Source organism: Devosia ginsengisoli, assembly GCF_024707105.1.
Classification (GTDB): domain Bacteria; phylum Pseudomonadota; class Alphaproteobacteria; order Rhizobiales; family Devosiaceae; genus Devosia; species Devosia ginsengisoli_A.
The window spans coordinates 1-26,042 of the sequence record NZ_JANQAJ010000008.1; the positions used below are offsets into that span (position 1 = coordinate 1).

Annotated in this window: 29 protein-coding genes, 1 tRNA gene and 2 pseudogenes; 17 read left to right on the forward strand and 15 right to left on the reverse strand. The window is 63.4% G+C overall.

Annotated features, from left to right (window positions below):
- Positions 1–2,199: pseudogene (gene clpA, locus NVV79_RS09435) on the reverse strand (ATP-dependent Clp protease ATP-binding subunit ClpA); the annotation flags it as partial.
- Positions 2,200–2,208: 9 nt separating this feature from the next.
- On the reverse strand, positions 2,209–2,559 hold the full coding sequence (gene clpS, locus NVV79_RS09440) for an ATP-dependent Clp protease adapter ClpS (protein WP_303988586.1): 351 nt from the start codon (positions 2,557–2,559) through the stop codon (positions 2,209–2,211).
- 461 nt (positions 2,560–3,020) lie between these two features.
- Here clpS and NVV79_RS09445 point away from each other — a divergent pair, with 461 nt between their 5' ends.
- Together NVV79_RS09445 and NVV79_RS09450 are read left to right on the forward strand one after the other, a co-directional pair.
- Entirely contained in the window at positions 3,021–4,616 is a 1,596-nt protein-coding gene (locus tag NVV79_RS09445) for a serine hydrolase (protein ID WP_303988410.1), read from the forward strand.
- 82 nt (positions 4,617–4,698) lie between these two features.
- Positions 4,699–4,968, forward strand: coding sequence for a hypothetical protein (locus NVV79_RS09450; RefSeq protein WP_303988412.1), 270 nt, complete (start codon positions 4,699–4,701; stop codon positions 4,966–4,968).
- A 126-nt stretch (positions 4,969–5,094) separates the two neighbouring features.
- Here NVV79_RS09450 and NVV79_RS09455 read toward each other — a convergent pair whose 3' ends face one another.
- Positions 5,095–5,997 carry a division plane positioning ATPase MipZ gene (locus NVV79_RS09455; protein ID WP_303988414.1) on the reverse strand — a complete coding sequence of 301 codons (903 nt, stop codon included), beginning with the start codon at positions 5,995–5,997 and terminating at the stop codon, positions 5,095–5,097.
- A gap of 244 nt (positions 5,998–6,241) precedes the next feature.
- On the opposite strand from NVV79_RS09455, the gene NVV79_RS09460 reads away from it, so the two are divergent.
- On the forward strand, positions 6,242–7,501 hold the full coding sequence (locus tag NVV79_RS09460) for a hypothetical protein (RefSeq protein WP_303988416.1): 1,260 nt from the start codon (positions 6,242–6,244) through the stop codon (positions 7,499–7,501).
- 47 nt (positions 7,502–7,548) lie between these two features.
- Here the strand turns inward: NVV79_RS09460 and NVV79_RS09465 are convergent, their stop codons facing one another.
- The 7 genes from NVV79_RS09465 to mgtE form a co-directional block, all read right to left on the reverse strand.
- Entirely contained in the window at positions 7,549–7,683 is a 135-nt protein-coding gene (locus NVV79_RS09465) for a hypothetical protein (RefSeq protein ID WP_303988418.1), read from the reverse strand.
- On the reverse strand, positions 7,655–8,386 hold the full coding sequence (locus tag NVV79_RS09470; RefSeq protein ID WP_303988420.1) for a division plane positioning ATPase MipZ: 732 nt from the start codon (positions 8,384–8,386) through the stop codon (positions 7,655–7,657). The genes NVV79_RS09465 and NVV79_RS09470 overlap by 29 nt, the downstream gene beginning before the upstream one ends.
- A 107-nt stretch (positions 8,387–8,493) precedes the next feature.
- On the reverse strand, positions 8,494–9,084 hold the full coding sequence (locus NVV79_RS09475; protein WP_303988422.1) for a DnaJ domain-containing protein: 591 nt from the start codon (positions 9,082–9,084) through the stop codon (positions 8,494–8,496).
- A 103-nt stretch (positions 9,085–9,187) separates the two neighbouring features.
- Positions 9,188–9,907, reverse strand: coding sequence for a VWA domain-containing protein (locus NVV79_RS09480; RefSeq protein ID WP_303988424.1), 720 nt, complete (start codon positions 9,905–9,907; stop codon positions 9,188–9,190).
- A 113-nt stretch (positions 9,908–10,020) separates the two neighbouring features.
- Positions 10,021–10,446: a DUF1489 family protein gene (locus tag NVV79_RS09485; protein WP_303988426.1), complete on the reverse strand. Its 426-nt coding sequence runs from the start codon at positions 10,444–10,446 to the stop codon at positions 10,021–10,023.
- Positions 10,443–11,120 (reverse strand): glutathione S-transferase family protein, encoded by a 678-nt coding sequence (locus tag NVV79_RS09490; RefSeq protein ID WP_303988428.1) that lies wholly within the window; start codon positions 11,118–11,120, stop codon positions 10,443–10,445. Before NVV79_RS09490 ends, NVV79_RS09485 begins: the two co-directional genes overlap by 4 nt.
- Before the next feature lie 406 nt (positions 11,121–11,526).
- The gene (gene mgtE / locus NVV79_RS09495) at positions 11,527–12,942 is read right to left on the reverse strand and encodes a magnesium transporter (RefSeq protein ID WP_303988431.1); all 1,416 of its coding nucleotides are present in this window, start codon (positions 12,940–12,942) and stop codon (positions 11,527–11,529) included.
- A 107-nt stretch (positions 12,943–13,049) separates the two neighbouring features.
- Between mgtE and NVV79_RS09500 the strand changes: the two genes are divergently transcribed.
- Together NVV79_RS09500 and NVV79_RS09505 are read left to right on the forward strand one after the other, a co-directional pair.
- A complete protein-coding gene (locus NVV79_RS09500; protein WP_303988433.1) occupies positions 13,050–13,421 on the forward strand; it encodes an MmcQ/YjbR family DNA-binding protein in 372 nt (123 codons plus the stop codon).
- Between the two features lie 88 nt (positions 13,422–13,509).
- On the forward strand, positions 13,510–13,668 hold the full coding sequence (locus NVV79_RS09505) for a hypothetical protein (protein ID WP_303988435.1): 159 nt from the start codon (positions 13,510–13,512) through the stop codon (positions 13,666–13,668).
- Between the two features lie 72 nt (positions 13,669–13,740).
- Here NVV79_RS09505 and NVV79_RS09510 read toward each other — a convergent pair.
- Positions 13,741–13,825 (reverse strand) — tRNA-Leu (locus NVV79_RS09510).
- A 134-nt stretch (positions 13,826–13,959) separates the two neighbouring features.
- Complete coding sequence (locus tag NVV79_RS09515; protein ID WP_146289219.1) at positions 13,960–14,193, reverse strand: FliM/FliN family flagellar motor switch protein; 234 nt, start codon at positions 14,191–14,193, stop codon at positions 13,960–13,962.
- Between the two features lie 78 nt (positions 14,194–14,271).
- On the opposite strand from NVV79_RS09515, the gene lipB reads away from it, so the two are divergent.
- Together lipB and NVV79_RS09525 are read left to right on the forward strand one after the other, a co-directional pair.
- Complete coding sequence (gene lipB, locus NVV79_RS09520) at positions 14,272–15,021, forward strand: lipoyl(octanoyl) transferase LipB (RefSeq protein ID WP_303988439.1); 750 nt, start codon at positions 14,272–14,274, stop codon at positions 15,019–15,021.
- A 35-nt stretch (positions 15,022–15,056) separates the two neighbouring features.
- Complete coding sequence (locus NVV79_RS09525) at positions 15,057–15,611, forward strand: DUF4282 domain-containing protein (RefSeq protein ID WP_303988441.1); 555 nt, start codon at positions 15,057–15,059, stop codon at positions 15,609–15,611.
- A gap of 60 nt (positions 15,612–15,671) precedes the next feature.
- Here the strand turns inward: NVV79_RS09525 and NVV79_RS09530 are convergent, their stop codons facing one another.
- Both NVV79_RS09530 and NVV79_RS09535 read right to left on the reverse strand, forming a co-directional pair.
- Complete coding sequence (locus NVV79_RS09530; protein WP_303988443.1) at positions 15,672–16,049, reverse strand: DoxX family protein; 378 nt, start codon at positions 16,047–16,049, stop codon at positions 15,672–15,674.
- Positions 16,050–16,207: 158 nt separating this feature from the next.
- Positions 16,208–16,585, reverse strand: a complete 378-nt coding sequence (locus NVV79_RS09535) for a DoxX family protein (protein WP_303988445.1) — start codon at positions 16,583–16,585, stop codon at positions 16,208–16,210.
- A gap of 255 nt (positions 16,586–16,840) precedes the next feature.
- Between NVV79_RS09535 and rimO the strand changes: the two genes are divergently transcribed.
- The 5 genes from rimO (at position 16,841) to cysW (ending at position 21,483) form a co-directional block, all read left to right on the forward strand.
- Complete coding sequence (rimO, locus tag NVV79_RS09540; protein ID WP_303988447.1) at positions 16,841–18,172, forward strand: 30S ribosomal protein S12 methylthiotransferase RimO; 1,332 nt, start codon at positions 16,841–16,843, stop codon at positions 18,170–18,172.
- A gap of 148 nt (positions 18,173–18,320) precedes the next feature.
- Entirely contained in the window at positions 18,321–18,572 is a 252-nt protein-coding gene (locus NVV79_RS09545; RefSeq protein WP_303988449.1) for a GlsB/YeaQ/YmgE family stress response membrane protein, read from the forward strand.
- Positions 18,573–18,777: 205 nt separating this feature from the next.
- The gene (locus NVV79_RS09550; RefSeq protein WP_303988451.1) at positions 18,778–19,761 is read left to right on the forward strand and encodes a sulfate ABC transporter substrate-binding protein; all 984 of its coding nucleotides are present in this window, start codon (positions 18,778–18,780) and stop codon (positions 19,759–19,761) included.
- 64 nt (positions 19,762–19,825) lie between these two features.
- Positions 19,826–20,662, forward strand: coding sequence for a sulfate ABC transporter permease subunit CysT (gene cysT / locus NVV79_RS09555; RefSeq protein WP_303988453.1), 837 nt, complete (start codon positions 19,826–19,828; stop codon positions 20,660–20,662).
- Positions 20,659–21,483: a sulfate ABC transporter permease subunit CysW gene (gene cysW, locus NVV79_RS09560; protein WP_303988455.1), complete on the forward strand. Its 825-nt coding sequence runs from the start codon at positions 20,659–20,661 to the stop codon at positions 21,481–21,483. Before cysT ends, cysW begins: the two co-directional genes overlap by 4 nt.
- On the opposite strand, the gene NVV79_RS09565 is transcribed toward cysW, so the two are convergent.
- The gene (locus NVV79_RS09565) at positions 21,480–22,394 is read right to left on the reverse strand and encodes a phosphotriesterase (RefSeq protein ID WP_303988457.1); all 915 of its coding nucleotides are present in this window, start codon (positions 22,392–22,394) and stop codon (positions 21,480–21,482) included. The genes cysW and NVV79_RS09565 overlap by 4 nt on opposite strands.
- A 166-nt stretch (positions 22,395–22,560) precedes the next feature.
- Between NVV79_RS09565 and NVV79_RS22615 the strand changes: the two are divergent.
- The 5 genes and pseudogenes from NVV79_RS22615 to folK form a co-directional block, all read left to right on the forward strand.
- A pseudogene (locus NVV79_RS22615) lies at positions 22,561–23,190 on the forward strand (SLC13 family permease); the annotation flags it as partial.
- 148 nt (positions 23,191–23,338) lie between these two features.
- Entirely contained in the window at positions 23,339–24,289 is a 951-nt protein-coding gene (locus NVV79_RS22620) for an SLC13 family permease (protein WP_369684716.1), read from the forward strand.
- 2 nt (positions 24,290–24,291) lie between these two features.
- Positions 24,292–25,143: a dihydropteroate synthase gene (gene folP / locus NVV79_RS09575; RefSeq protein ID WP_303988459.1), complete on the forward strand. Its 852-nt coding sequence runs from the start codon at positions 24,292–24,294 to the stop codon at positions 25,141–25,143.
- 3 nt (positions 25,144–25,146) lie between these two features.
- Positions 25,147–25,533, forward strand: coding sequence for a dihydroneopterin aldolase (folB, locus tag NVV79_RS09580; protein WP_303988461.1), 387 nt, complete (start codon positions 25,147–25,149; stop codon positions 25,531–25,533).
- Positions 25,530–25,967: a 2-amino-4-hydroxy-6-hydroxymethyldihydropteridine diphosphokinase gene (gene folK / locus NVV79_RS09585; protein ID WP_303988463.1), complete on the forward strand. Its 438-nt coding sequence runs from the start codon at positions 25,530–25,532 to the stop codon at positions 25,965–25,967. Before folB ends, folK begins: the two co-directional genes overlap by 4 nt.
- Positions 25,968–26,042: the final 75 nt, after the last annotated feature.

The window sequence follows — 26,042 nt, forward strand, 5'->3', positions numbered from 1 at the left end:
AGTTCGCCGAACAGCACCTGGTCGGCCAGGGGCTTCTTGATGTGTTCCTGGATCACGCGGCCCAGCGGGCGGGCGCCCATGCGTTCGTCATAGCCGTGCTCGGCCAGCCAGTCGGCGGCTTCGGGCGGTCAGGTTGATCGTGACGCCGCGCTCGGCCAGCTGGCCTTCGAGCTGCAGCACGAACTTTTCGACCACGCGGCGGACCACTTCGCGCGCGGCAGCGGCGCGAAGGAGATGATCGCGTCGAGACGGTTGCGGAATTCGGGCGAGAAGGTGCGGTTGATCGCCTCTTCGTCGTCGCCCTGCTCGCGCTTGCGGCCGAAGCCGATCGGGCGCGCGAGCAGTTCGATGGCGCCCACATTGGACGTCATGATCAGGATGACATTGCGGAAATCCACCGACTTGCCATTGTGGTCGGTCAGCTTGCCGTGATCCATGACCTGCAACAGGATATTGTAGAGGTCCGGATGGGCCTTCTCGATTTCGTCGAGCAGCACCACGCAATGCGGATGCTGGTCGACGCCATCGGTCAGCAGACCGCCCTGGTCGAAGCCGACATAGCCCGGCGGCGCGCCGATCAGGCGGCTGACCGTATGGCGCTCCATATATTCGGACATGTCGAAGCGCAGCAGTTCCACGCCGAGCGTATCGGCGAGTTGCTTGGCCACTTCGGTCTTGCCGACGCCAGTCGGGCCGGTGAAGAGGTAGGAGCCGATGGGCTTTTCCGGTTCGCGCAAGCCGGCACGGGCCAGCTTGATGGCCGACGACAAAGCCGTGATCGCCTGCGTCCTGGCCGAACACCACGGTCTTGAGGCTCTGTTCGAGGCTCGACAGCAGTTCGGCATCGGACTTGGAGACCGATTTGGGCGGAATGCGCGCAATGGTGGCGATGGTCGCCTCGATATCTTCCACGTCGATGATCTTCTTGCGCTTGTCCTCGGGCACCAGCATCTGGCTGGCGCCGGTTTCGTCGATCACGTCGATGGCCTTGTCGGGAAGCTTGCGGTCGTTGATGTAGCGCGCGCTCAATTCCACGGCGGCCTTGAGGGCGTCATCGGTGTACTTGATCTTGTGGAAGTCCTCGAAATAGGGCCGCAGGCCCTTCACGATCTCGATCGCGTCGGGAACGGACGGCTCATTGACGTCGATCTTCTGGAAGCGACGGACCAGAGCCCGGTCCTTCTCGAAGAACTGGCGGTATTCCTTGTAGGTGGTCGAGCCGATACAGCGGATCGCGCCGGAAGCCAGGGCGGGCTTCAGCAGGTTGGATGCATCGAGCGCGCCACCCGACGTGGCGCCGGCGCCGATCATGGTGTGGATCTCGTCGATGAACAGCACCGAATTGGGGAGCTTTTCCAGTTCCTTCATCACGGCCTTGAGGCGTTCCTCGAAGTCGCCGCGATAGCGGGTGCCGGCCAGCAGCGAGCCCATGTCGAGCGCATAGATGACCGCTTCCTTGAGCACTTCGGGCACGTCGCCCTCGACGATCTTGCGGGCCAGGCCCTCGGCAATCGCCGTCTTGCCCACGCCGGCATCGCCGACATAGATCGGGTTGTTCTTGGAGCGACGGCACAGCACCTGGATGGTGCGGCGCAGTTCGGCATCGCGGCCGATCAGCGGATCGATCTTGCCGGCCCGGGCCTTCTCGTTGAGGTTGACGCAGAAATCGGCCAGAGCCGAGCTCTTCTTGGCCTCGGCGCCGCCTTCGCCATGGTTCTCGCCGTCCTCGGCACCGCGCACCTTGCGCTCCTCGCTGGGACCGGACTTGGTGATCCCGTGGCTGATGAAATTGACCGCGTCCAGCCGGCTCATGTCCTGCTGTTCGAGGAAATAGGCGGCATGGCTCTCGCGCTCGGCGAAGATGGCGACGAGCACATTGGCACCCGTGACCTCTTCTCTACCGGATGACTGGACGTGGATCACGGCGCGCTGGATCACGCGCTGGAAGGCGGCGGTGGGCCGCGCATCCTGGCCGCTGGCCACGATCAGGCTGTCCAGTTCTTCATTGATGAAATCTTCGAGGTCGCTCCTGAGCGCGTCGATATCGACATCGCAGCCGGTGAGCACGGCGATCGTTTCACGGTCGTCGGTCAGGGCCAGCAGCAGGTGCTCGAGCGTAGCGAACTCATGGTTGCGCTCGCGCGCCAGGTTCATCGCCTGATGCAGAGCCTTTTCAAGTCCGCGGGAAAATGAGGGCATATGATGTTCCTATTGCTTTTCCATCACGCATTGCAGCGGATGCTGGTTCTTGCGTGCCGTATCCATGACCCGTGTGACCTTGGTCTCGGCCACTTCGTATGGATATACGCCGCACTCACCCACCCCCTTTTGGTGAACGTGCAGCATGATCTGCATGGCTTCTTCACGCGATTTGTTGAAGACATCCTGCAGGACCAGAACGACGAATTCCATCGGCGTGTAGTCGTCGTTGAGTAGTAGCACCCGATAAAGGCTCGGGCGCTTGGTTTTGGGACGGGTCTTGGTGATCGTCCCGGTTTCGGTGCCGCCTTTGCCGCCCTTGTCGGAATCGTCCCCGTCTGGCCCGGCATGGGCAGGCATGGCCACCAGACGCAACGCGGCTGGGGCCTCATCGGTCAGAACGAGGAGGTCATTGAGATTCATGGCAGTACATCTGTCGCAGAGAAAACGAAGCAGCATGGTGAGGACCATTATGTAGGCAAAAGATCGCCGGTGTTAAGGGGCATGATGTCTCGAATTCGTGACCGGCAAAAATAGCGCCACGCCGTCGTGGTTCGAGGCGCTGAAGAAGCGCACCTCACCATGAGCTACTGGGGGTGCTGAGTTTATAGTGGCCCTCATGGCCTTCTCCCCCTCACCCATCCGTGACCGCTCTTCCACACCTGCGCCAAATTCGTTCGCATTTTACGGAATGGTAACGGCAGGTGGCTATCTTCCTCCAATAATGGACTTTTCGGGGGCGTGGGGCTCACCCGGGATCATCCAGCCAGTTGTGTTGCGTACGGACGCAGAAGCGTCCGGGAGTAAAGTTGGAGTAACGGGTGGCTTCCCAGGCGAAAACCCCATGGCGCGTCGTGTTCGTTCGCGCCTTTGCCGCAGTTCTTGTCGCCCTCGCGGTCAGCGCCCATACGGTGGCGCCCGCCCAGGCCATTGAAAACCTGCGCAAATATGCCGGCATCGTGGTCGACGCCAAGTCTGGCCAGGTGATGTATGAGGAAGCTGCGGACAGCAAGCGCTATCCCGCCTCCGTCGCCAAGGTGATGACGCTCTATATCCTGTTCCAGGAGTTGAGCGCGGGCAATATCAAGCTCTCCACCAAGATGAACGTCTCGGCCCATGCCGCGGCCGCCGTGCCCACCAAGCTGGGCCTGCGCGCCGGCGCCACCATCACGGTGGAAGATGCCATCAAGTCGCTGGTGACGCTGTCGGCCAATGACATGGCCCGCGTCATCGCCGAGCACATTTCGGGCACCGAATCCAAATTCGCCGAGCGCATGACGGCCACGGCCCGGGCGCTTGGCATGCGCAACACCACCTATCGCAACGCTTCGGGCCTGCCAGATGGCGGCCAGTTGACCACGGTGCGCGACCAGGCGATCCTGGGTATCGCCATCTACCAGCACTTCCCCAGCTATTACGAATTCTTCCAGACCAAGAGCTTCAGCTACGGCAAATCCACCTATGGCAACCATAACCGCGTGCTCGGCTATATGGGCGCCGTGGACGGCATCAAGACCGGCTATATCAATGCTGCCGGCTCCAACCTGCTGACCGCCGCCCGCAAGGACGGCCGCCATATCGTGGTCGTCGCCTTCGGCTTCAACACTGCCGGTGCCCGTGACCAGAAGGTGCGCGATCTCGTGGCCACCTACCTGCCCAAGGGGCGTCGCGGCGATTATCTGCAGACCGCCATGATCCCGGTGCCCGGCCGCCAGGGCAATGTGCAGGTGGCCGTGGCCCAGCCCAGCCAGCCGGTCTTCGTCATGCCCATGCCCCTGCCCGGCTTCCGCCTGGCGCAGCTCGTCGCTGCCAATGGCGCCCAGCCCCAGGCGCCGGCCATCCAGCCCATGCCCGACGTGGCCGTGGCCAGCGCACCGGTGCCCGCCCCCATGCCGGCCGATCTTGGTCTGCAGCCGGCCGTGCAGGCCGCCAATATTCTCGCCGCGCCCAGCCAGGCGCCGCAGCCCGCTTATCCCAGCCAGGACATTATCGGCGCTTGGCTGAGCGAAAGCTACAATCTCGGCGCGCCGCCGGCCGCCCTCGGCCAGACCGTGCCGTCTGCCCCGCTCGGTTTCCAGCCCCCGCCGGCCGATATCGGCACGCAGCAAGGCGGCCAGCCGGTGGACCTGCTGACTTCGGGCGCTGTGGACACCGCCGATACCGGCGTGACGCCGGGCGGCTGGGTGGTGCAGATCGGCGCCGGCCCCTCGGAAGACAGCGCCCGCGCCATGCTGGCCGATGCCGCCGGCAAGGTCGGTACGCTGGGCGATTTCCGCTCCTATGTGGAACGCTTCGAAAAGAACGGCCAGATCTTCTTCCGCGCCCGCTTCATCGGCTTTGGCGGACGCGACGATGCGACGGCCATGTGCAACCAGCTCAAGCAGCAGGATATGAGCTGCCTGGCCATGCAGAGCTGACGACGCAAAGAAGAACGAGCTGGCGCCGCAAGAGCGCCGGCCATCCGGGGAAGCAAATTGGTGCCTGTGTTGGAGTAGCCCAATGAGCGAAAATACTGCCCTTACCGAGCTGGCCAATTTCGTCGGCCGCTCCAGCCTTGCCTCGGAAGACATGGCCGTGCGCAACCGCGCTTTGGCCGGCATGACCCAGCGCATGCTGCCGAAGAAGCGCGGCGTCGGCGACCTGCTGGGCGTGGTGCTGGCCCTGTCGTCCCGCACGCGGCGCATGGTGCAGGAGCCCGTGCGCATCGACCTCGACGTCTTCGCCCCCGGCGGCAGCCGCGCGGTGGACCTGATCTTCGGGGATCGCTAGGCCACTTCTGCAGTAGCCCTCATGGTGAGCCTGCCGAACCACGAGAGCGTGGCACGATGCTCCACTCGCCCAACCTCGTGGTTCGACAAGCTCACCACGAGGTTTCCCTGACATTCCCACGGCCGCCTACGGATCGATCTGCATCATGTGAATGAAGCGGCGGACGGGGTCGTCGTCATCGGGACCGGCCACCGCCTGGCGGGCCGCCATGATCTCGTTGGTCGGCAGATGCAGGGCGGCCACCAGATTGCGGTATTCCTGCCGCGCGCTCATATGCGACATGGACGGCAGCCCGCCCAGCAGGTCCTCGTCCAGCGGATCGAACACCGTCATGCCTGACGGAAACAGCGAGCGGAAGATCACGCGCTCGGCAATGCCGTCGGCGACCCGGCAGCCCAGCCGCAGGGCGATACGCTCCAGCATGGTCTGCACCTGCCGCATATTGCGCGAGGACAGCATGGAAATGCGGTTGCGCACCAATATCCAGTCAATGGTCCTGCCATCGATGGAGAGGCGCTCGGACCGGGCGCGCTGCACCAGACGGGCATAATGGCTCATCTCGCGCGGCTCGCCGGTCACCGGATCGAACTGCGCCATGACATTGAGGTCGATCAGGCTGTCATTGACCGGGGTGACCAGCGTATCGGCCAGCGAATGGGCGAGGCGCGTGAGGTTGGTGTCGAAGCCTGGCGTGTCGATGACGAGGAAATCGGCATCATGCTCCACCTCGGCCACCGCCTGCCGGAACAGGTCGAACTCGGCCCGGTGGTTCTCCTTGACGGAGTCGCCGCGCGACAAAAGCAGGTGGAAATGGGTGGTGTGGGGAATGCGCAAGCCGCGGTTGCGCGCCCAGTCGCGGCGGTTGCGCACATACCAGGTCAGCGTCTGCTGGCGGCTGTCCACATCGATGGACGCCACCTTGAAGCCCTCGTAGAGCAGGTAGATGGCCAGATGGAAGGCCGTGGTCGACTTGCCTGACCCGCCCTTCTCATTGCCGACAACGATGACATGCACACCCTGCCGAGCCATCGCCCCACCCGTTTACGCCTGCGCGCGATTCTCGGGGCTCGGGCAGACACTGGCAAGGGTACTTATGGTGAATAATTGTTAAAGGCTTAATGCCAGAATTAATATGAGAATCTTACTCATATATTCTTGAGCGACGTTACGCAAGGCACTGCCGGGCGATAAATCATGATAATCAGACTCAACTTTTGTGCCCCGAAGGTCCATGGGGAGGAGGTCAACTCCTTCCTGTCTTGGGGCAATAATAATGCGACTACCAATCATCCTGATGGCGACGACAGTCCTGGCGCTGCCGGCCGCCGGCGCAGATCTCGGCGTACTGAGCGCGCTCGATGTCTGCGACGAACTGGGGCTCAGCGGCCTGACCGTTTCATCGACCACCAACTGCCTGCAGGTCTCGGCCGAGCTCTATTACGAGTTCCATTACGGCGACTACAAGGGCGACCTGCCGGTGCTCCGCTCCGGCTATAGCGGCACGATCGACTGGACCGACGATGATGGCGGTGCCACCGATTGGGACAGCTGGGTCGACGCCTATCTGATCATGGTCGGCACCGCGCCCAGCGATTTCGGCCCGGCCAAGGTCGCCATGGAGCTCTATGGCTATGACTATGCCGAGGCGCAGAACGGCGTCGGCGTGCCGGAGCGGAGCCTGGGCTTCGACTATGCCTATATTTCCGTGGGCGACAGCACCGTGCTGACGGCAGGTCTGGTGGAAGAGTCCATCTTCAACGAGGATGACGACGAGGCCTTTGGCTGGCTCGAGAGCTTCATCTCGGACGAAACCGACGGCGTGGCCTTCGACGGCGGCGCGGGCAATTACGGTTATGAGGGCCACGCGATCCAACTGACCCACAAATTCGGCAATGGCCTGTCGGCCGGCATCGCGCTGGAAAATCTCGAAGCCGATGGCTCGCTGATCGGCGTGGTCAACTATGCCAGCGACAACCTGACGGCCCATGTGTCGCTGCTGGCCGGCGACATCCTCGACGGCAGCTTCGACGACATCGCCCTGCATAGCGGCCTGACGGCGACCTTCGACATCTTCAAGCTGCGCGGCGCCTTCGCGGCCAACAATAGCGGCTGGTGGAATGCGCTGGCCAGCGCCGAGGCCACATTCGACATGTTCACCCTGGCGGCCACCATCGACGGCACGTCGGAACGCGAACTGGGCCTGCTCGGCTCGGCCACGGCCAAGCTCAATGACAGCTTCACCGTCAAGCTCGCGGCGCGCTATCTCGATGCCGACGTCAACCTGGCCAATGACGAGGGTACGGAAGTGCGCGGACGGGTGGAATATGCCGCCAGCGAGACCCTGACGCTGGCCGCCGAGGCCGGTTACCTGTGGGCCGGGGCCGCGGCGCCCAGCGGCACGCAGACGATTGCCGACGGCTTGCTGGAGCTAACCTGGGAACCGGGCGGCGGCTTCGAATCCACGGCCGCCATCGCGGCCAATTCCATTGGCGCCTACAAGGTGTCGTTCACGGCCTCCAAGACCTACGAGTAAGGTCAGTCAGCCGAGGGAGGTCGCCCAAGGGCGGCCTCCTGATACGTTCAGGCCGAGAGCCGCTCGGGCTCGGCGCCGCGCAGCGGCAGGTTCAGGGCCGCGACCAGATTGCGATATTCCTGCCGGGCGCTGACATGAGATACCGAGGCAGCCTCACCCTCCTCGTCCAGCGGATCGAACACGGTGGTTCCCGAGGGGGAACAGCGAGCGGAAGATGACGCGTTCGGCAATGCCATCGGCAATGCGGCAGCCGAAGCGAGTGGCGATGCCTTCCAGCGTCGTATGAACCTGCCGCGCATTGCGCGAGGCCAGCATGGATATGCGGTTGCGCACCAGGACCCAGTCGATGGTTTCGCCATCGACACCCATGCGCTCGGAGCGGGCGCGCTGCACGAGGCGGGCATAGTGGCTGGTTTCGATCGGCAGGCCGGTTTCGGGATCGGTGCGCGCCAGGACGTTGATGTCGATCAGGCTATCATTGACCGGGGTGATCAGCGTATCGGCCAGCGAATGGGCCAGGCGTGTGAGGTTGGTATCGAAGCCAGGCGTGTCGATGACAAGGAAATCGACGCTGTTCTCCACCTCGCCCACGGCGCGGCGGAACACCTCGAATTCAGCCTTCTGGTTTTCCCTGACCGAGTCGCCCCAGGCCGATGGCAGGTGGAAATGCAGCGGATTGAGCAGGCTGCGCCCGGTTTCCTTGCAATGGGCGCGGCGATTGCGGGCGTAGTGGGTCAGCGTCTGCTGGCGGCTGTCCACATCGATAGTGGCCACGCGATGGCCGGCATAGAGCAGATAGATGGCCAGGTGAAAGGCCGTGGTCGATTTGCCCGACCCACCCTTCTCATTGCCCACTACAATGACATGCGCACCATCACGCGCCATCGCTGCCCCCCAAATCAGTGCTTGCACCACTTGGGATGCTAGAGAGGGCCGCTATGGTTAACAGGGCATTAACGAGGACGGCGGTGCGCCGCCTACACCCACCGCCCCTATTGCTTCAGCAGCAAATCCCGCGCCGCGTTGATCTTGGAGGCGAGGTAGCTCGAACCGCCGTGATCAGGGTGGACGCCTTTCATCAGCTCGCGATGCGCGGCGCGGATGTCGTCGTCGCTTGCACCAGGCTTGAGGCCGAGCACTGCATAAGCCTCGGCCACCGGATCACCCGCCGGCTCGGTGCGCGGCGCTTCGCCGCTATCCTGGGCGGCGAAATATTCGCGCCAACCGGAGCGATTGGCGTCGAGCCAGCTTTCGAGCAGGCTCATGCTGTCGGCGTCGCCTTCGACTTCGGCCAGCAGCAGGCGCGTCTCGACCTCGCCGAGGTCCATCAGGTCAGCCCCGGCATATTGACCAGCCACGACATTGCCGGTGACGGCGCCGGTATCGTGATCGAGCTCCATGGAGAAATAGTAGCTGCGCACCGCCGAGACATTGCCCTTGTCCACCGATGCCGCATCGAAGGAGAACGGCCCCAGCCGCCCCATGCGCAGCACCTGTACGGCGCCAGCACCGACAAAGAGGGCAATGTCGAACCGCCGCACCAGTACCAGGAGCGCGGCGATCAGCGCCAGCAGGCCGCCCACCCCCAGCGCAAGCCGCGCATCAGGCGACGGCGATCCATTTTGCGGAGATATTGGTAGAGGGCGGCGAGGGCGAGGAGTGCGGCGGCGCCGAGGAAGAACCAGCTCATCGCGGCAATTGCGCCAGCAGTGCCTGCGCCTGGCCGCTGCCTTGCAGCTTGAGCAGGTCCCTGCCCCCGCTGGCATAGGCCGCCACCGCCTTGAGCAGGGCTGCCAGCTCCTGCGGGGCCGAGGCGTCGAACCGGGCATAGGCGCCCTTGGTCAAGCGCGCGAATTCGCGGAAAGCCGCCTCGACGCGACTGTCCTGGCCCTCCTGGAATACGAAGATCGGGCAGTTCAACAGGCCGAGCTGGCCGGCTTTCTCGGAAAGATCGTCCACATTTTCCTCGATGGCGTCGCCGACATAGACCACCGCATTGATACGGCGCTTGGCATGTTCGGCCCGGGCATGGGCGAAGACCTTGCCGATCTGGGTATTGCCGCCGCGGCAGTCGATGCCGGTCATCAACCGGGCCAGAGCTGTGGCGTCCACCACCCATTTGGAGGCGCGGCACTCGCCAAAACCGCGAAAATAGAGCAGTTGCACCTGCAGGGCGCTATCCTTGGGGATCGCCTTGAACATTTCGGCCTGCAGGGAACAGGCCAGGTCCCAGGTGGGCTGGCGGCTCATCGTGGCATCGAGCGCGAAGAGCAGACGGCCATCCTGCGCCGCATTGGGCCGCGCCATAGTGCCGACCTTCTTAACGAAAGCGGCGACGTCGCTGCTGACCTCGCCTTGTTGGGGCAGGCCAGTGGTTTTTCGGGCAATCGGGTCTTTGTCCGCCATGGATGCAATATGTGGGCGGGCGGGCGGTAGGGCAAGGGTGGTGATGGCCGCATGCCAACGTTCGGCGCATGCAGCTCACCCGGAGTGAGGGTGGGGGTTGGGAGCCCCGATGCCTAAATCAGCCCCAGCTTCGCCAGGTCGGCCGCCAGCGCCAGCGATTCCGCATTTTCGTTGGCGCCGACGTCGGGTGGCGCATCCTCGGGGCGCAGGTAGCGCCAGCCCTGGAAGGGGCGCTTGGGATAGGGCACGGTGCGGACCATGTCCGGCGCCATGATGATATCGCAATAGTCGATACCCTCGGGATTGGTGTAGCGGGCCAGCCGCAGGATCGGCTGCCGGCACACGACCTGCCCTGATATCACCCAGTAGATCGAGGCCTTGCCTTCCATCTCCGCGGCGCGCTTGGGCATCATGCGGGTGCGGTGGACATGCACATCCTCGCCATAGTCGGCATCCCACCAATGGGCGCGCTCGTCACGATAGGATTCGAGTTCGGCGAGGCTGGAAACGCCCACGCACAGCTTGATCATGTGGATCATGCCAATGTCCCCGGCTTGACGCGCCCCTGGATGACGTCGATTTCGTCCTCATCCACGATCCAGGGCTCGTGCAGGGCCATGCCCAGCCAATCCTGGAAGGCCGGCAGGCTGTAGATGGCCTCGACATAGCCAGTGGCAATATCCGACACGGGCAGCGCATAGGTGCGCAGCCGCGTCGCCACGGGCGCAAACATGGCGTCGGCGGCCGTGAAGGCACCGAACAGGAACGGGCCGCCCGAACGGGCCAGCAGGCCGCCCCAGAGGGTTTCCAAGCGATGCAGGTCCCTAGCCACCGCATCCACGCTGACCTTGCCGGGATGGGACGCCCGCAGGTTCATCGGCGCATGGCTGCGCAGGGCGGTGAAGGCGGAATGCATCTCGGCCGCAGCGGCGCGGGCCAGCGCCCTATCGCCGATATCGGCGGGCCAGATGGCTTTGTCGGGAAAACGGTCGGCCAGATATTCGATGATGGCGATGGTCTCGACGACGACGAGGTCGCCATCCTGCAGGACCGGCACCTTGCCGGTGGGCGAGCGCTTGGCCAGCACATCGCGGAAACCCTCGCCCTGCAATTGCAGCACTTCATCTTCGAAGGGGATGTCGAAATGCCTGAGCACCAGCCAGGGCCGCAGCGACCAGGTGGAATAGTTGCGATTGCCAATCAACAGCTTCAAAAGTCGCCTCCAGCGAAGAAAGAAGGGCGCCCCAGTGGCCCGGGCGCCCTTCCGAATTGCCGTTAGTGAAGAACTCTAGCGTTTCAAACTAAACGCCAGCAACGACGGAGAAAACCAGTCCCATTGAGAGCAGGCAGACCAGGGTCCAGGTCGCTGCTCGCCACAGTGTGGCGGTGGTCTTCGGTTGACTTCGCATGATCGCTCCTTGTCAGCCGTTCACTCCGGATGTCGGCGGTGTGGTCCACCTGCCGCAACCGGTAGCAAATCGTTAACCCCGTCATAAATGCTTTGCAAGCGGCGAAGTTGCCACACTCCACAGGCGCACAGGGTGGTTGGTTAAGGGGTGGAAAGCAAAGTCATTGGCATTTGAACGCCCTATCCACGACGTCATTCCCGCGACGCCGCCTCAGAACAGCCCGAACCACAGACCCGCGATCCCCAGAAACGCGAAAAAACCCACCATGTCGGTGATCGTGGTCACGAATACCGCCGACGCAATGGCTGGGTCGGCCTTGAACCTATCGAGCAGGATGGGGATCAGGATGCCCGCCGTGCCGGCCACGACCAGGTTGATGACCATGGCCAGCGCGATGACGACGCCCAGTTGCAGATCGTTGAAGCGCAGCCAGGTGACCAGCCCGATCAATATGGCGAAGATGACGCCATTGGCGCAGCCGACCACCATTTCGCGGGTGATGAGGCGGCGCAGGCGCGGCCCGTCCAGCTCGCGCATGGCCAGCGCCCGCACGGTCACCGTCATGGTCTGCGTGCCGGCATTGCCGCCCATGGAGGCGACGATGGGCATCAGCACGGCCAGAGCCACCATCTGGTCGATCGTGGCGCCGAACAGGCCGATGACGAAGGATACGGCCACCGCCGTGACCAGGTTGACGGCCAGCCACGGGGCGCGGCTGCGCACCGTATCCACGGTGGCATCGGAAATATCCTCGTCGCCCACACCGGCCAGCAGCTTGATATCCTCGTCGGCTTCCTCGTGGATCACGTCCACGATGTCGTCGATGGTCAGCACGCCAACCAGCCGCTTGCTCTCGTCGATGACGCCGACTTCCACCAGGTCATAGCGCTCGAAGTCGCGCGCCGCCTCTTCCTGGTCCTCATTGGCATCGACCAGCACCAGATTGGTGTTCATCAGTGCTTCGATGGAGGTGGCGCGCTTGGCACGCAGGAACTTGTCGAGTGGAATGGTGCCCAGCACCTGATAGGACGCATCCACCACATAGATCTGGTAGAATTCGTCGGGCAGGTCAGGCTCGCTACGCAGATAGTCGATGGTCTGGCCCACCGTCCAGAAGGGTGGGATGGCGATGAAATCGGTCTGCATCCGCCTCCCGGCGGAATCCTCGGGGAAATCCAGGCTGCGCTTGAGGCTGAGCCGCTCGAAAGTGGGGAGCTTGGCCAGGACCTCATCGCGGTCCTCCTGCTCCATGTCCTCGAGGATGGCCACGGCGTCGTCATTGTCGAGGCCGCTGACGCCGCGCGCGATTTCGGCGTTGGGCAGCTCTTCCATGAGTTCGACGCGGACGCTCTCGTCCACCTCGGTCAGCGCCGAATAGTCGAAGCGGTCACCCAGCAGTCGCACCAGATGCAGGCGCTCGTCGGCATCGAGGGATTCCAGCACGTCACCGACATCGGAGGCGTGCAGCGGCTCCATTACCGTGGCGACATCGTCATCCCTGGCAGCAGCCAAATAGGCGCGCAGGCGTTCAAGCCACAGCGGACTGATGTGGTCATCGGCGTCGCGCAGCGCATTATGGTCGATCCCGGCCTCTTGGCCGGGCATGGTCTCGGGATCTGTGCTCATTGGAGGCCCTTTGTGTGTCCGGGGTTTCGGGGGCATGCAAAGCTGTAGCCAATCGAGTTGGGATGCGCCAGACTTTAGAAGAGGGATTTGAGATGGTTACGCATAAAATGGCTGATGATCTCGATCAGATTTTCGCGCGCGTCGAACAACTGGCCCAGGCTCGCGGCCTGCCCGGCGTGGCGCGCGGCACCAGTTACGGCACGCCGGCCCTCAAAGTGCGCGACAAGAGCTTCGTGCGACTCAAGGATGCGGGCACTTTGGTCCTGCTCTGCCCCGCCGAGCAGAAGACGCTGCTGATGGAAATTTCGCCCGAAATCTATTTCGAGACCGACCATTATGTGGGCTATCCCGCCGTGCTGATCCGGCTGGCGGCCATTTCCGACGAGGAACTGTCGCTGCGGCTGGAAGACGCCTGGCGTTTCAAGGCGCCGCAGAAGCTGGCGGCCGAACGGCCGACCACGGCACCGCTGGACGACTGACCAGCCCCATCTTTGCCCCATTGGGGCTCTTAGCTCACCGATGTGTGAAGACCAAGATCAATCAATGGCTCGATCCAAAGGAGACCCCATGTCCCGAAAACTGCTCGCACCGCTGGCTGTCATGCTGGCACTCGCCCTGGCCGCTTGCGATTCCCCGCCCGCGGACGGCGGCACGGCACCCCCGGCCGATGCGGCCCCCACCGACACCATGGCCCCCGCCGACCCGGCGGCGCCACCTCCGGCATAAGACAAAAGGCCGTCCCGAGGGACGGCCTTTTTCTGTCTCATCCAGAGGATGATTTCATCCTCGAGGGATGAATGGTGCGGTCGAGAAGACTCGAACTTCCACGTCTTGCGACACAGCGACCTCAACGCTGCGCGTCTACCAATTCCGCCACGACCGCACACTTTGGTAGAGCAACGCCCCAGGGGCGAAGCGAGTGGGGATGTAGCAAAGGTCTCTGCCAACCTCAAGCGGTTAAATCGCGATTTGCGCGCAGCCTGTGGAGACGGGTGGTTCTCGGTGCTCTGGTGGAGCTCAGCCCCTGCGGAAAATCTTCTCGGAGATCAGCACGCGCAGATGCCCGTCCTCGACGCTGACTTCGCCATGGGCGATGAGTGTGCTGTTGGCATAGATGTTGAGCGGGTCGTTTTCGGTGGCGTCGAGTTCGATCACCGCGCCGCGGCCCATGCGCAGCAAATGGTGGACTGGCATCGTGGTTGCGCCGAGCTCAACCGTGATGTCCACTTCAATATTGTCTAATGTGCTCATAGATAGATAGCGAACCCCGACCCGGCCGACAGCATGCGGCCGCTGAATCTCTTAGGTAACTCTCTGGCAAGCATGGTTATGGAAGCGTTAACGGCAACAGCGGAAGCGTGCGAAATCGGGAATAAACTGGCCCGACCGGACGGCCGGCCGGTGCAATGGATCATTTCACCCGAGCCGGTGCCCTACCCGCTCGCGCTGGAAACCATGCGCGCCCGCGCCGCCGCCATCGCCGCCGGCGAGGCCGAGGAAGCCATCTGGCTGCTCGAACACCCCCCGCTCTATACGGCCGGGACGTCGGCCCGTTCAGAGGACCTGCTGTCGGACCGCTTCCCGGTCTATGATGCCGGGCGCGGCGGGCAATATACCTATCACGGCCCCGGGCAGCGCGTGGCCTATGTCATGCTCGACCTGACGCAGCGGGGGCGCGATATCAGGTGCCTGGTAAAAGGGTTGGAAAGCTGGGTGATCGACACGCTGGCGGCGCATAATATCACCGGCGAGCGCCGCAAGGGGCGTATCGGCGTCTGGGTGCAGCGGCCGGACAAGGGCGCATTCAAGGAGGACAAGATCGCCGCCATCGGCGTGCGGGTGTCCAAATGGGTGACCTTTCATGGCATTTCGCTCAATGTCATGCCCGATCTCGCCCATTACGACGGCATCGTGCCCTGCGGCATCTCCGACCAGGGAGTCACCAGCTTCGAGGATCTCGGGCAACTCGTTTCCATGCCGGAAGTCGATTCCGTGCTGCGCGCGGCCTTCGAAAAACAGTTCGGGCCGACCCGCGCCGCAGCCGAGGAAAGCCTTGTAGCGCGGACTGTGATGGCCTAGTTGCGTAACGATCCAATCGCGCCCTGGAGGACGAGATGACGCTGGACGATCTGAAACGCCTGTTCACCCGCCAGACCTTGTTCCGGCTCGACGCGATATTGTCGCCCAAGCTGGTGCCCATCCTCTATGCGCTCGGCCTTGCCGGCATCCTGCTCTGGGCCGTCGGTCATCTGTTCTGGACCTTCGGTTTCGGCTTCGGCAACGGACTGTGGGGGCTGCTGGAGATTGCGGTTTTCGGCCTCTTGCTGCTGGTCGGCCTGCGCATTGCCTGCGAGGCGCTGCTGGTGTGGTTCAAGGCGCATGAGCAGAGCGGCGAGACGGTCAATCGCTCGCGCTATTCGGCCTCGCTGCTCGACGAAGTGCGTGACGCCATCCGCGACCTGGCCGAGGAAGGCGAGGATGTGGATTACGCCGAGGCCGACGAATATATCACCCCGGCCACCGAGCCCGCGCCCTATGTGCCGCCGGTGCCGCCCACCCCGCCCGAACCTCCGGCTGCGCCGCGCGGCCCGGCAACCACTTCGGGGGAGACGCACAAGGCCCCTCGCCGCACGGCCAAGCGCACGCCGCCGCCGAAGAATGTGAGCTGAGACGCCCATTTACCGCGAGTCACCCTCGGGCCTGACCCGAGGGTGACGATCCAGTCAGACCTACTGCTTGTTGAAGCTCCATGCCCCCGGCCCTGCAAAGACCAGGTAGCCGAAGATGAAGCAGTAGAGGATGGCGCCGCCGCCCATATTGACGGTCGGGAAGAAGCCGCCTGTCGAGACGTGGCCCATGAAGTAGGCGACGGCCATGAAGCCGCAGAGGATGAAGGCGACCGGGCGGGTGAAAAAACCCACCAGGATCAGCAGGCCGCCAACGAATTCGAGAATGCCGGCGACGAGCAACAGCCCCTCGACCGGAAACGGGAACGGCGTGGGGAAGCCGAACAGCTTCATCGAGCCGCTTTCGATAAACAGCAAGGCAGTGACGATGCGCAACACGGCAAGGGCCTGCGGCGCGTAGGCGGAAAGACGGTCGAACATGGCGGTGCTCCTGTAGCGATCTCTGGCCAGCCGGGCTGGCTCATATCAGCTAGACGGCCGATGCGACCGATTCCCGACACAAGTCCGGCGTTTCTCCAAACGCAAAAAACCCGCGGATCGCTCCGCGGGTTTCCGTATATGTCGCCAGGGAGCGAGGGCTATTGCTTGTTGATGCTCCACGAGCCGGGGCCGGAAAAGACCAGATAGAGGAAAACGAAGCAGAAGAGGATTGCCGCATCCCCGCCATTCATGGCGGGGAAGAGGTTGGCCGGAGCATGCGCCATCCAATAGGCGACAGCCATTTCGCCAGCGGCGATAAAGGCGGCGGGACGCGTGAAGAAACCGAGCAGCACCATGATGCCGGCGACGATTTCGATAATGCCGGCCAGGCCGAACAGGCTGAACAACGGCGGGGCCATGTCGGAAGCCGGGAAGCCGATGATTTTCTGCGTGCCGTGGAGAATGAACAGCAGGGCGGTGACGATGCGCAGCACGGCGAGGGCCTGCGGCGCATAGGCGGAGAGACGGTCGAACATGTGTGGCTCCTTGAGCATCGGGATGCTGCGCCACCCAACCGGCGCATCTGACAAAAACTCAACTAGAGCAATCGCTTGTATCGCAAAACCGGCCTGCTGACGGACGCACTGTTCGCAAAAAAGGTTGTTCAAGGCCATGTGCCCGCCAGAATCGGAAGCCCTGCCCCGCGCGGCGCGGGAGGCAGTCACATTGCGTAACCGCCCAAGTTTCTGTATGACGCGCCCAACAATTCCCACATCGGAACCACCGCTCACATGAGCCAAGCGCCAAAAATTGGCCTCGTCAGCCTCGGCTGCCCCAAAGCCCTCGTCGATAGCGAACGCATCATGTCGACGCTCCGCTCGCAGGGCTATTCGTTCAGCCGCGACTATGCGGGGGCCGATATCGTCCTCGTCAACACCTGCGGATTCCTCGATTCCGCCAAGCAGGAATCGCTCGAAGCGATCGGCGAAGCCCTCAACGAAAACGGCCGCGTCATCGTCACCGGGTGCCTCGGCGTCGAGGAAGAACTGATCCGCCAGACCCATCCCTCGGTGCTCGCCATTTCCGGCCCGCATCAATACGAGAATGTGGTCTCGGCCGTGCATGAGCACCTGCCGCCGGTGCCGAACAAGTTCGTCGACCTGGTGCCGGAAACCGGGCTGAAGCTGACGCCGCGCCACTATGCGTATCTCAAGATTTCCGAAGGTTGCAACAACCGTTGCTCCTTCTGCATCATCCCCCAGATTCGTGGTGACCTGGCCTCGCGCCCGGCTGCTGGCATTCTGGGCGAGGCCGAGGGTCTGATCCGCTCGGGCGTCAAGGAATTGCTCGTGATCAGCCAGGATACCAGCGCCTATGGCGTCGATATCAAATATGCCGAGAGCAATTATCGCGGCCGGCCGGTCAAGGCGAAGTTCTATGACCTCGCCAAGGAACTGGGCCAGCTCGGCGCCTGGGTGCGGCTGCATTATGTCTACCCCTACCCGCATGTCGATGCGGTGATGGAGTTGATGGCCGACGGGCTGGTGCTGCCCTATCTCGACATTCCCTTCCAGCACGCCTCGCCCAAGGTGCTCAAGGCCATGCGCCGCCCGGCGCATCAGGAAAAGACGCTGAATCGCATTCTCGACTGGCGCCGCCAAGTCCCTGATCTGACTGTACGATCCAATTTCATCGTCGGCTTCCCCGGCGAGACGGAAGAGGATTTCGAGATGATGCTCGACTTCATCGAGGAAGCCGAGATCGACCGCGCCGGCTGCTTCAAATACGAGCCGGTGACCGGCGCCCCCGCCAATGAACTCGAGGGCATCGTGCCCGACGAGATCGCCCAGGACCGCTTCGAGCGGCTGATGGAAGTGGCGCAGCACGTTTCGACCGGCCAACTGGCCAAGAAGGTCGGCCGCACCATCCAGGTGCTGGTGGACGACGTGCAGCCCGAAGCCAACCAGGCCATTGCCCGTTCCAAATGGGATGCGCCTGATATCGACGGCCAGGTGATCATCGCCAAGGCCACCGGCATCAAGCCGGGTGACATGGTCGATGTGCTGGTTACCGACAGCGACGAATATGACCTGTTCGCCGAACCGGTGAAGGCGCTGAACTAAGCGCTTTCAAGGACTTGCGACCCAAATCGGACTCATTTTGCCAAGGCGCCGTTCGCGGCGCCTTTTGCATGCGCGGCGGAGCATTTTGCAATCTCACGGACCTGTGACAGGCTCGTCATGTTGCGAGTCCATTTCAGGAGAGAACTAAATGGCTTTTGACGGCGTAGGTTGGCTGGCAGCCATCATCATCGGCGGCATAGCCGGGTGGTTGGCCAGCATGTTCATGAATGCCGGCGGCGGCGTGCTCAAGAATGTCATTCTGGGTATTGTCGGCGCCATTCTGGCGAGTTTGGTCTTCGGTCTGCTGGGCATCTCGTTTGGCGGCTGGATCGGCTACCTCATCGCCGGATTTATCGGCGCCTGCATCATCATTTTGATCGGACGCTCCGTAGCACGCTGAATTGTCGGGCGGCTGCCACAGGGGCGGCCGCCCGTCTCCAGAAACGAAATCGCGCCGCCGGGTCACTTTCGGCAATGCCATTGCGGCCACCCTGCCCGATCGTAAATTACTCATCCGAACCAGTGCTTTACCGCTGGACTGCCCGGCGAGCGCCATTGCATCTGGCCACCAACGACTTCTCTCAATCGTTGGAAAACAGCGCCAGATGAACAAACTCCTCGCCACCGCCCTTGCCGCTATCGCCCTTGGCAGCACCCCTGCCCTTGCCCAGCCGACCGACATCCTCAACGCCTCCTATGACATCGGCCGCGAAGTGTTCGAGGCCGAGAACGCGGCCTATGCCGCCTCGGGCGCGACGGTCACGATCAACCAGTCCCATGCTGGCTCCTCAGCGCAGGCCCGCGCGATTCTCGAAGGCCTACCGGCCGACGTCGTCACCTTCAACCAGGTGACCGATATCGCCCGGCTGGTGGAAGGCGGCTTCGTCTCGGACGACTGGGCCAGCGAATTCCCCAACAATGCCTCGCCCTTCTATTCCTTCCCGTCCTTCCTGGTACGATCAGGCAACCCCAAGGACATCAATGACTGGGGCGACCTGGCCGAAGACGGCGTGCAGGTGATCTTCCCGAACCCGAAGACCTCGGGCAATGGCCGCTATACCTATCTGGCCGCCCGCGCGTGGGCCGTCGAGGAATATGCCGGCGACGAAGCGCAGATCGAGGAATTCCTCACCAAGCTCTTCAACAACGTGCCGGTATTCGAGACCGGCGGCCGCGCCGCCACCACCGCCTTTACCGAGCGCCAGTTGGGCGACGTGCTGATCACCTTTGAGGCCGAAACCCTGGCCGTGGCCAACCAGCTCGGCACCGACAAGTACCTGCCGGTCACCCCTTCGGTGAGCTTCCTGTCCGAATTCCCGGTCGCCATCGTCGACAAGGTCGTCGATAACCGGGGCAGCCGTGACCTTGCCAAGGCCTATCTCGATTTCCTCTTCACCCCGGAAGGCCAGGAAGTGGCGGCCAGCAACTTCCACCGCCCCAATGACGAGGCCGTTGCCGCCGCCCATGCCGGCACGTTCCCGGAAATCCGGCTGGTGACAGCCGAGGAAGCCTTTGGTGGCTGGGATGCGATTTCGGCCGAGCACTTCGCTGATGGCGGCCTGCTCGACAACGTGTTCCTCAATCAGTAAGCAGCACTGACATTCTTTTGCGGCGCGACTTCGGTCGCGCCGCTTTCCCATTGGCAGGACTCTTATGGCGCAGAAACGCAGCAAGCATCTATTGCCCGGCTTCGGGCTGACGCTTGGCGTGTCCATGCTCTACCTGACCATCATCATCGTGCTGCCGCTGCTGGCCATGCTGCTCAAGGTCGGCGGCATGGGCTGGGAAGATTTCTGGCGCATCGTGGCCTCCAACCGCTCGCTGGCCGCCTATCGCATCACCTTCACCTCGGCGCTAGCAGCCACCGTGTTCAACGGCGCCTTCGGCCTGCTGCTGGCCTGGGTGCTGACGCGCTACAGCTTTCCCGGCAAGCGCATGCTCGATGCGCTGGTCGACCTGCCCTTCGCCCTGCCCACCGCCGTTGCCGGCCTCGTGCTGGTGACGCTGTTCGCCAATACCGGCTGGTATGGGCAGTTTCTCGAACCCAACGGGTTCAAGGTCAACTACACCCAGGCCGGCATCATCGTGGCCATGACCTTCACCTCGATCCCCTTCGTGGTGCGCACCGTGCAACCCGTGCTGGAGGAGTTGCAGACCGACCTCGAGGAGGTGGCCCGCACGCTCGGCGCCACCCGCTGGCAAATTTTCGCCCGTGTCATCTGGCCCACCATCCTGCCCGCCTTCATGGCCGGATGCGTATTGTCCTTCGCCCGCTCGCTGGGTGAATTCGGCGCTGTGGTCTTCATCGCCGGCAACCTGCCAGGCCTCACCGAAATCGTCTCGCTGCTGATCTTCATCCGGCTCGATGAGTATAATTATGAGGGCGCGGCGGCGCTGGCCTTCGTGCTGCTGCTCGCCGCCTTCCTGACCCTGCTGCTGACCAATGCGCTGCAGGCCTGGCAAGTGCGCTATGCGGAGCGGAGCCGATGATGGAGGTCATTCGTCCAGCCCAACGCTCCACCGGCGAAATCGCGCTGATCGCCCTCGCTTTCGTCTTCTCGGCCGTGCTGCTGGTGGTGCCGTTGGCCCTGATCTTCAGCTTCGCGCTGCGTGAGGGGCTGGGCGTCTATCTCGCCAATATCGCCGAGCCGAATACGCTGCATTCCATTGGCCTTACGGTGCTGACCGCCGTGGTGGTGGTGCCGATCAATATCGTCATCGGCGTCTGCGTCGCCTGGCTGGTGAGCCGCTTCAATTTCCGCGGAAGACAATTGCTGATCACCGTGATCGAGCTGCCCGCTGCCGTCAGCCCCATCGTGGCCGGTACGGTGTACCTGTTCCTCTATGGCGGCCAGGGACTGCTGGGCCCGACGCTGCAGGGCGCCGGCATCCAGTTGATGTTCACCGTTACCGCCATCATCCTGGTGAGCCTTTTCGTCACGGCCCCCTTCGTGGCACGCGAACTGATCCCGCTGATGCAGCAGCAGGGCTCCGAGGACGAGGAAGCCGCACTTTCGCTCGGCGCCAATGGCTGGCAGATGTTCTGGTTCGTCACCCTGCCCAATATCCGCTGGGCCATTCTCTATGGCGCCATCCTGACCAATGCCCGCGTCATGGGCGAATTCGGCGCGGTTTCGGTGGTGTCCGGCTCCATTCGGGGCCAGACCAATACCCTGCCGCTACAGATCAGTCAGTTGTTCAACGACTTCAACGTCACCGGCGCCTTTGCCGCCTCCTCGACGCTGGCGCTCATGGCAGTGCTGACCCTGGTGCTGAAATCCATGCTCGAAGCCAAGGGCGGCTGGCGCTAACGCGCAAATGCCTCGAAGGGGTTGATCTCGATCAGTTGGACGATCGTGGCCTCATCCACCCCTGCCGCCCGCAGCTTGGGCAGCACGCTGTCGACCAAGTGCGTATAGGGCCGCGGAACGCCGCCGCCGGGCTTTGCGGGATCGAACCAGCCCATGTCATGGCTAAGCAGAAGCCGGTTGGCAAGGCCAGCCTCGAGCGCCCTCAGGATGCGGGCAACCGTCTCCTCGTCCGGCACATACCCGATATTGTCGTATTCGATCCACGCGCCGCGCGCCGCCACCGCCTGGTGCAGCACGAAGTCCGGCTCGGCCTGGGTGTGAATGGAAATGAAGCGGGCCGCCGTGTAGCCCTCTGCCTCAATGATATCGAGCTGGTCCATCACCACCCGCCCCCTGATGGTGTGCGAACCGATGACTGCGTTGGTTGCCCTGGCGGCACGGGCGGCCGCCCGCAGGATGCGCGCTTCGAGCGGGGTGATGCCGTCATCGCCGGCGCTGAGCTTGATCCAGCCTGCCCTGACGCCAGTATCATCGATCCCCTCGGTCAGCTCCTTCAGCATCCAGGCTTCCAGCTCGGCCTCGCTGGCCTTGCCGACCCACGCGGGAATCCACGGCTCGCGATAATTCCCGGTGGGCACGACGATGGGAAAATCCGTGGCCTGCGACACCGCGAGGTCCATATCCGCCCGCCGGCCCACGCCGCCGGTAGAACATTCGACCAGCGCGGTGATTCCCTGCGCCTTGATCGCCTCGATCTGCGGCGCCATCAGCGCCACCACCTCGGCCGCATCGGCCTCGGCATAGCCCGGCTGGTCGGGCGTTCGCAGGTCCACGAAAACATGCTCGTGCGGCAGGATAGCGCCGAGCTGGTCCTTGCGCAGCGGCCCAAGCGTGGTGATCAGGTGTTTCATCGCAGTCCCCCTGCCTCGGAATGGTGGTTCCACACTTATAGACCATCAAGCGACGATTTTGCCTCTTGTCTGATCGCGCCGCTTGGTTTGAGTTAGGGCGGACGCAGGCGACGATGGAGCTGCAATGACCCTTCCGCAAGCTCTCGCCTTCCTCATCATCGCCGGCATGGTGGTCGCCTTCGTCTGGGGACGCTGGCGCTACGATGTGGTGGCCGTGGGCGCCCTGCTCATCGCCATGGCGCTGGGGGTCGTATCACCCACCGCCGCCTTCGAGGGCTTTTCCGACGACATCGTGATCATCGTGGGCAGCGCGCTGGTGGTGAGCGCCGCGGTGTCGCGCTCCGGCATCATGGAAATCGTGGTGCGGCGCTTCGCCCCCAATATCAGCACGCCAAGTGCGCAGCTGATATTGCTGGTGACTGTCGTGACCGTGCTCAGCGCCTTCGTCAAGAATATCGGCGCCCTGGCGATCATGATGCCCATCGCCTTCCAGATGGCGCGGCGCTCGGGCGTTTCGCCCTCGATGTTCCTCATGCCAATGTCGTTTGGCGCGCTGCTGGGCGGCCTGATGACCCAGATCGGCACCTCGCCCAATATCATCGTCTCCCGCGTCCGCCAGGACATGACGGGCGTGGCCTTCAACATGTTCGACTATACCCCGGTGGGGCTGGCGCTGGCCGTGGTGGGCATCGTCTATCTGGCCGTCTGCTACCGGCTGTTGCCCGAGCGCAAGCGCGAAACCGGCGGGCTCGACAGCGCCATCGACATCAAGAACTACACGACCGAAGCCCGCGCCACCGACGATTCCCCCGCCATCGGCAACACCGTCTCCGAAGTGCAGGCTTTGGCCGATGGGCGCGCCATGATCACGCGCATCCTCGGCGCCAACGGGCACTCGCGCACCCCCCCTGCCCGACGCCAAGCTGCGGGCCGGCGATATCCTGATGATCTCGGGCGAACCCGAAGCGCTCGACCGGATGGTGTCGCAGGCCGGGCTGGTCTTCTCCGAGCGCCGCGGCGCCGCCACGCGGGACGCCGCCGATTTCGGCATCATCGAAGCCGTGATCGGGGAAGCCTCGGGACTCATCGGCGCCACGGCACAGGAATTGACCCTGTTCGACCGCACCGGGCTCAACCTGCTGGCCATCAGCCGGCGCGAGCAGCGCTTTACCGAGCGGCTGGGGCAGATACGCTTCCAGAATGGCGATGTGATCCTGCTGCAGGGCCATATCAAGCGCCTGCCCGAACTGCTGCGCGAATGGGACTGCCTGCCGCTGGTCGAACGCGGATTGCGGCTGGGCAGTGTACGTAATTCCATCCTGCCGCTCATCATCCTGCTGATCGCCATGGCGGCCACGGCCATCGGCCTCGTGCCGGTGGCGCCGGCCTTCTTCGCCGCGGCCGTCGCCATGGTGCTGACCCGCAGCATACCGATCCGAGACGTCTATGGACATCTCGATGCACCCATCCTGGTGATGCTCGCCTGCCTCATTCCGGTGTCGGATTCGCTGCGCACCACCGGCGGCACTGACCTCATCGCCAATTTCCTGTCGATGACCGCCACCACCCTGCCCGGCTGGGGCGCGCTGGCGCTTATCATGGTCGCCGCCATGGCGGTGACGCCATTTCTCAACAATGCCGCCACCGTGCTGGTCATGGCCCCCATCGCCGCCACTTTCGCGACTGACCTGGGCTATGCGCCCGAGGCCTTCCTGCTGGCAGTCGCCATCGGCGCGGGCTGCGACTTCCTCACGCCCATCGGGCATCAATGCAATACGCTGGTCATGGGGCCGGGCGGCTATAAATTCGGTGATTATTGGCGATTGGGATTACCGCTTTCGATCCTGGTCGTCCTCGTCGCCGTTCCCATGCTCATGCTGGTCTGGCCGTTCTAACAATGCACACAAGTCATTCCATTCCCCTGCCCAACCGCCCGCCGCTCCTGCTTGGCCCTAAGCCGGTCATCATGGGCATTCTCAATGTCACACCGGACAGCTTTTCCGATGGCGGCCAGCATGACCGGCTGGCGAGCGCCGTGGCCCATGCCCATCAGATGCTGGCTGAAGGCGCTGACATCATCGATATCGGCGGGGAGAGCACACGCCCCGGCGCAGCGCCGGTCGGTGTGCAGGGGGAACTGGATCGCGTCATGCCCGTCATCGACGCGCTGGTTGCCGAGGGCATTACTGCGCCGATTTCCATCGACACCTACAAGCCGCTGGTGGCCGACCAGGCCATTCAGGCTGGCGCTTCCATTATCAATGACGTGCATGGTTTGCAGGGCGCGCCTGAGATGGCCGAGGTCGCGGCCTTGCATGACGTGCCTGTTATCGCGATGCATTGGGACAAGGACCGCGATCCCGGCGCCCCGTTTATGGGCGCGGTCGCGAACTATCTGGCACGCAGTATAGCGATTGCGGAGCAGGCGGGGATAAGTCGCGACCGCATCATTCTCGATCCCGGCTTTGGCTTCGCCAAGTCATTGGCAGACAACTATGAATTGCTCGACAAGCTGGACGAGCTGGCAGCGCTCGACTTGCCGCTGCTGGTCGGGACGTCGCGCAAATCGATGATCGGCAAGCTGCTCGGCAACCAACCCGAGGAGCGGCTGGCCGGCACCATCGCCACCAATGTGCTGGGCTATCGCAATGGCGGCCATATTTTCCGCGTTCATGATGTGCGCGCTGTCAGCGACGCTCTTCGCGTGGCGCAGGCAACGCTGTATGGTCCGCCCGAAACCTTGGGGTAGCAAATGGCCGACAGCTTCACGGGCGACCGCATCATCCTGAAAGACCTGGGCTTTTACGGCTACCACGGCGTCTTTGCCGAGGAAGAACGGCTCGGCCAGCGATTCTTCATCGACCTCGAAATCGGGCTCGACCTGTCCGTGCCGGCCATGACGGACCGGCTCAGCACCGGCACGTCCTATGGCGATGTCTACGACGTGGTGAAGGCCGCGTTCGAGGGCAAGCGCACCAAATTGCTGGAAGCACTGGGCCAGAATATTATCGACGCGCTGTTCGAGGCCTTCCCGACCGTCGACTGGGCGATCATCCGCATCCGCAAGCCGGAAGCGCCAATTGCGATGGTGCGCGGCGAGGCGGCAGTGGAGCTGCATCGGCAGCGGAACAGCCCATGACATCAAAGGCCTGGCTGAGCCTCGGGGCCAATCTGGGCGATCCGCCAGCGCAGCTCGCCGAGGCAATCCGGCGCATAGAGGCCCACCCGGCCATCAGCGTCACCAGGCAGTCTTCGGTGCTGACCACCAAGCCCTGGGGCAAGACCGACCAGCCGGACTTCGCCAATCAGGCGGTGGAGCTGGAGACCAGCCTGGATCCCATTGAATTGCTGGATGTCATTCTCGGCATCGAGCTGGATATGGGGCGCGTGCGCGAGGAGGTCTGGGGGCCGCGGGTGATCGATATCGACATGATCGCCTATGACCGTGTGGTGATGCAGACGCCGCGCCTGACCCTGCCGCACCCTTACGCGCATGAGCGCGATTTCGTGCTCGATCCGCTGCGGGAGATCGATGGGGATGTGGTGGAGTGGCTGCTGGAGCGCCCCCTCTGAGACCTCATGGTGAGCTTGTCGAACCACGAGGGCGGGCGAGTGGAGCTACCGTGCCACGCCCTCGTGGTTCGACAG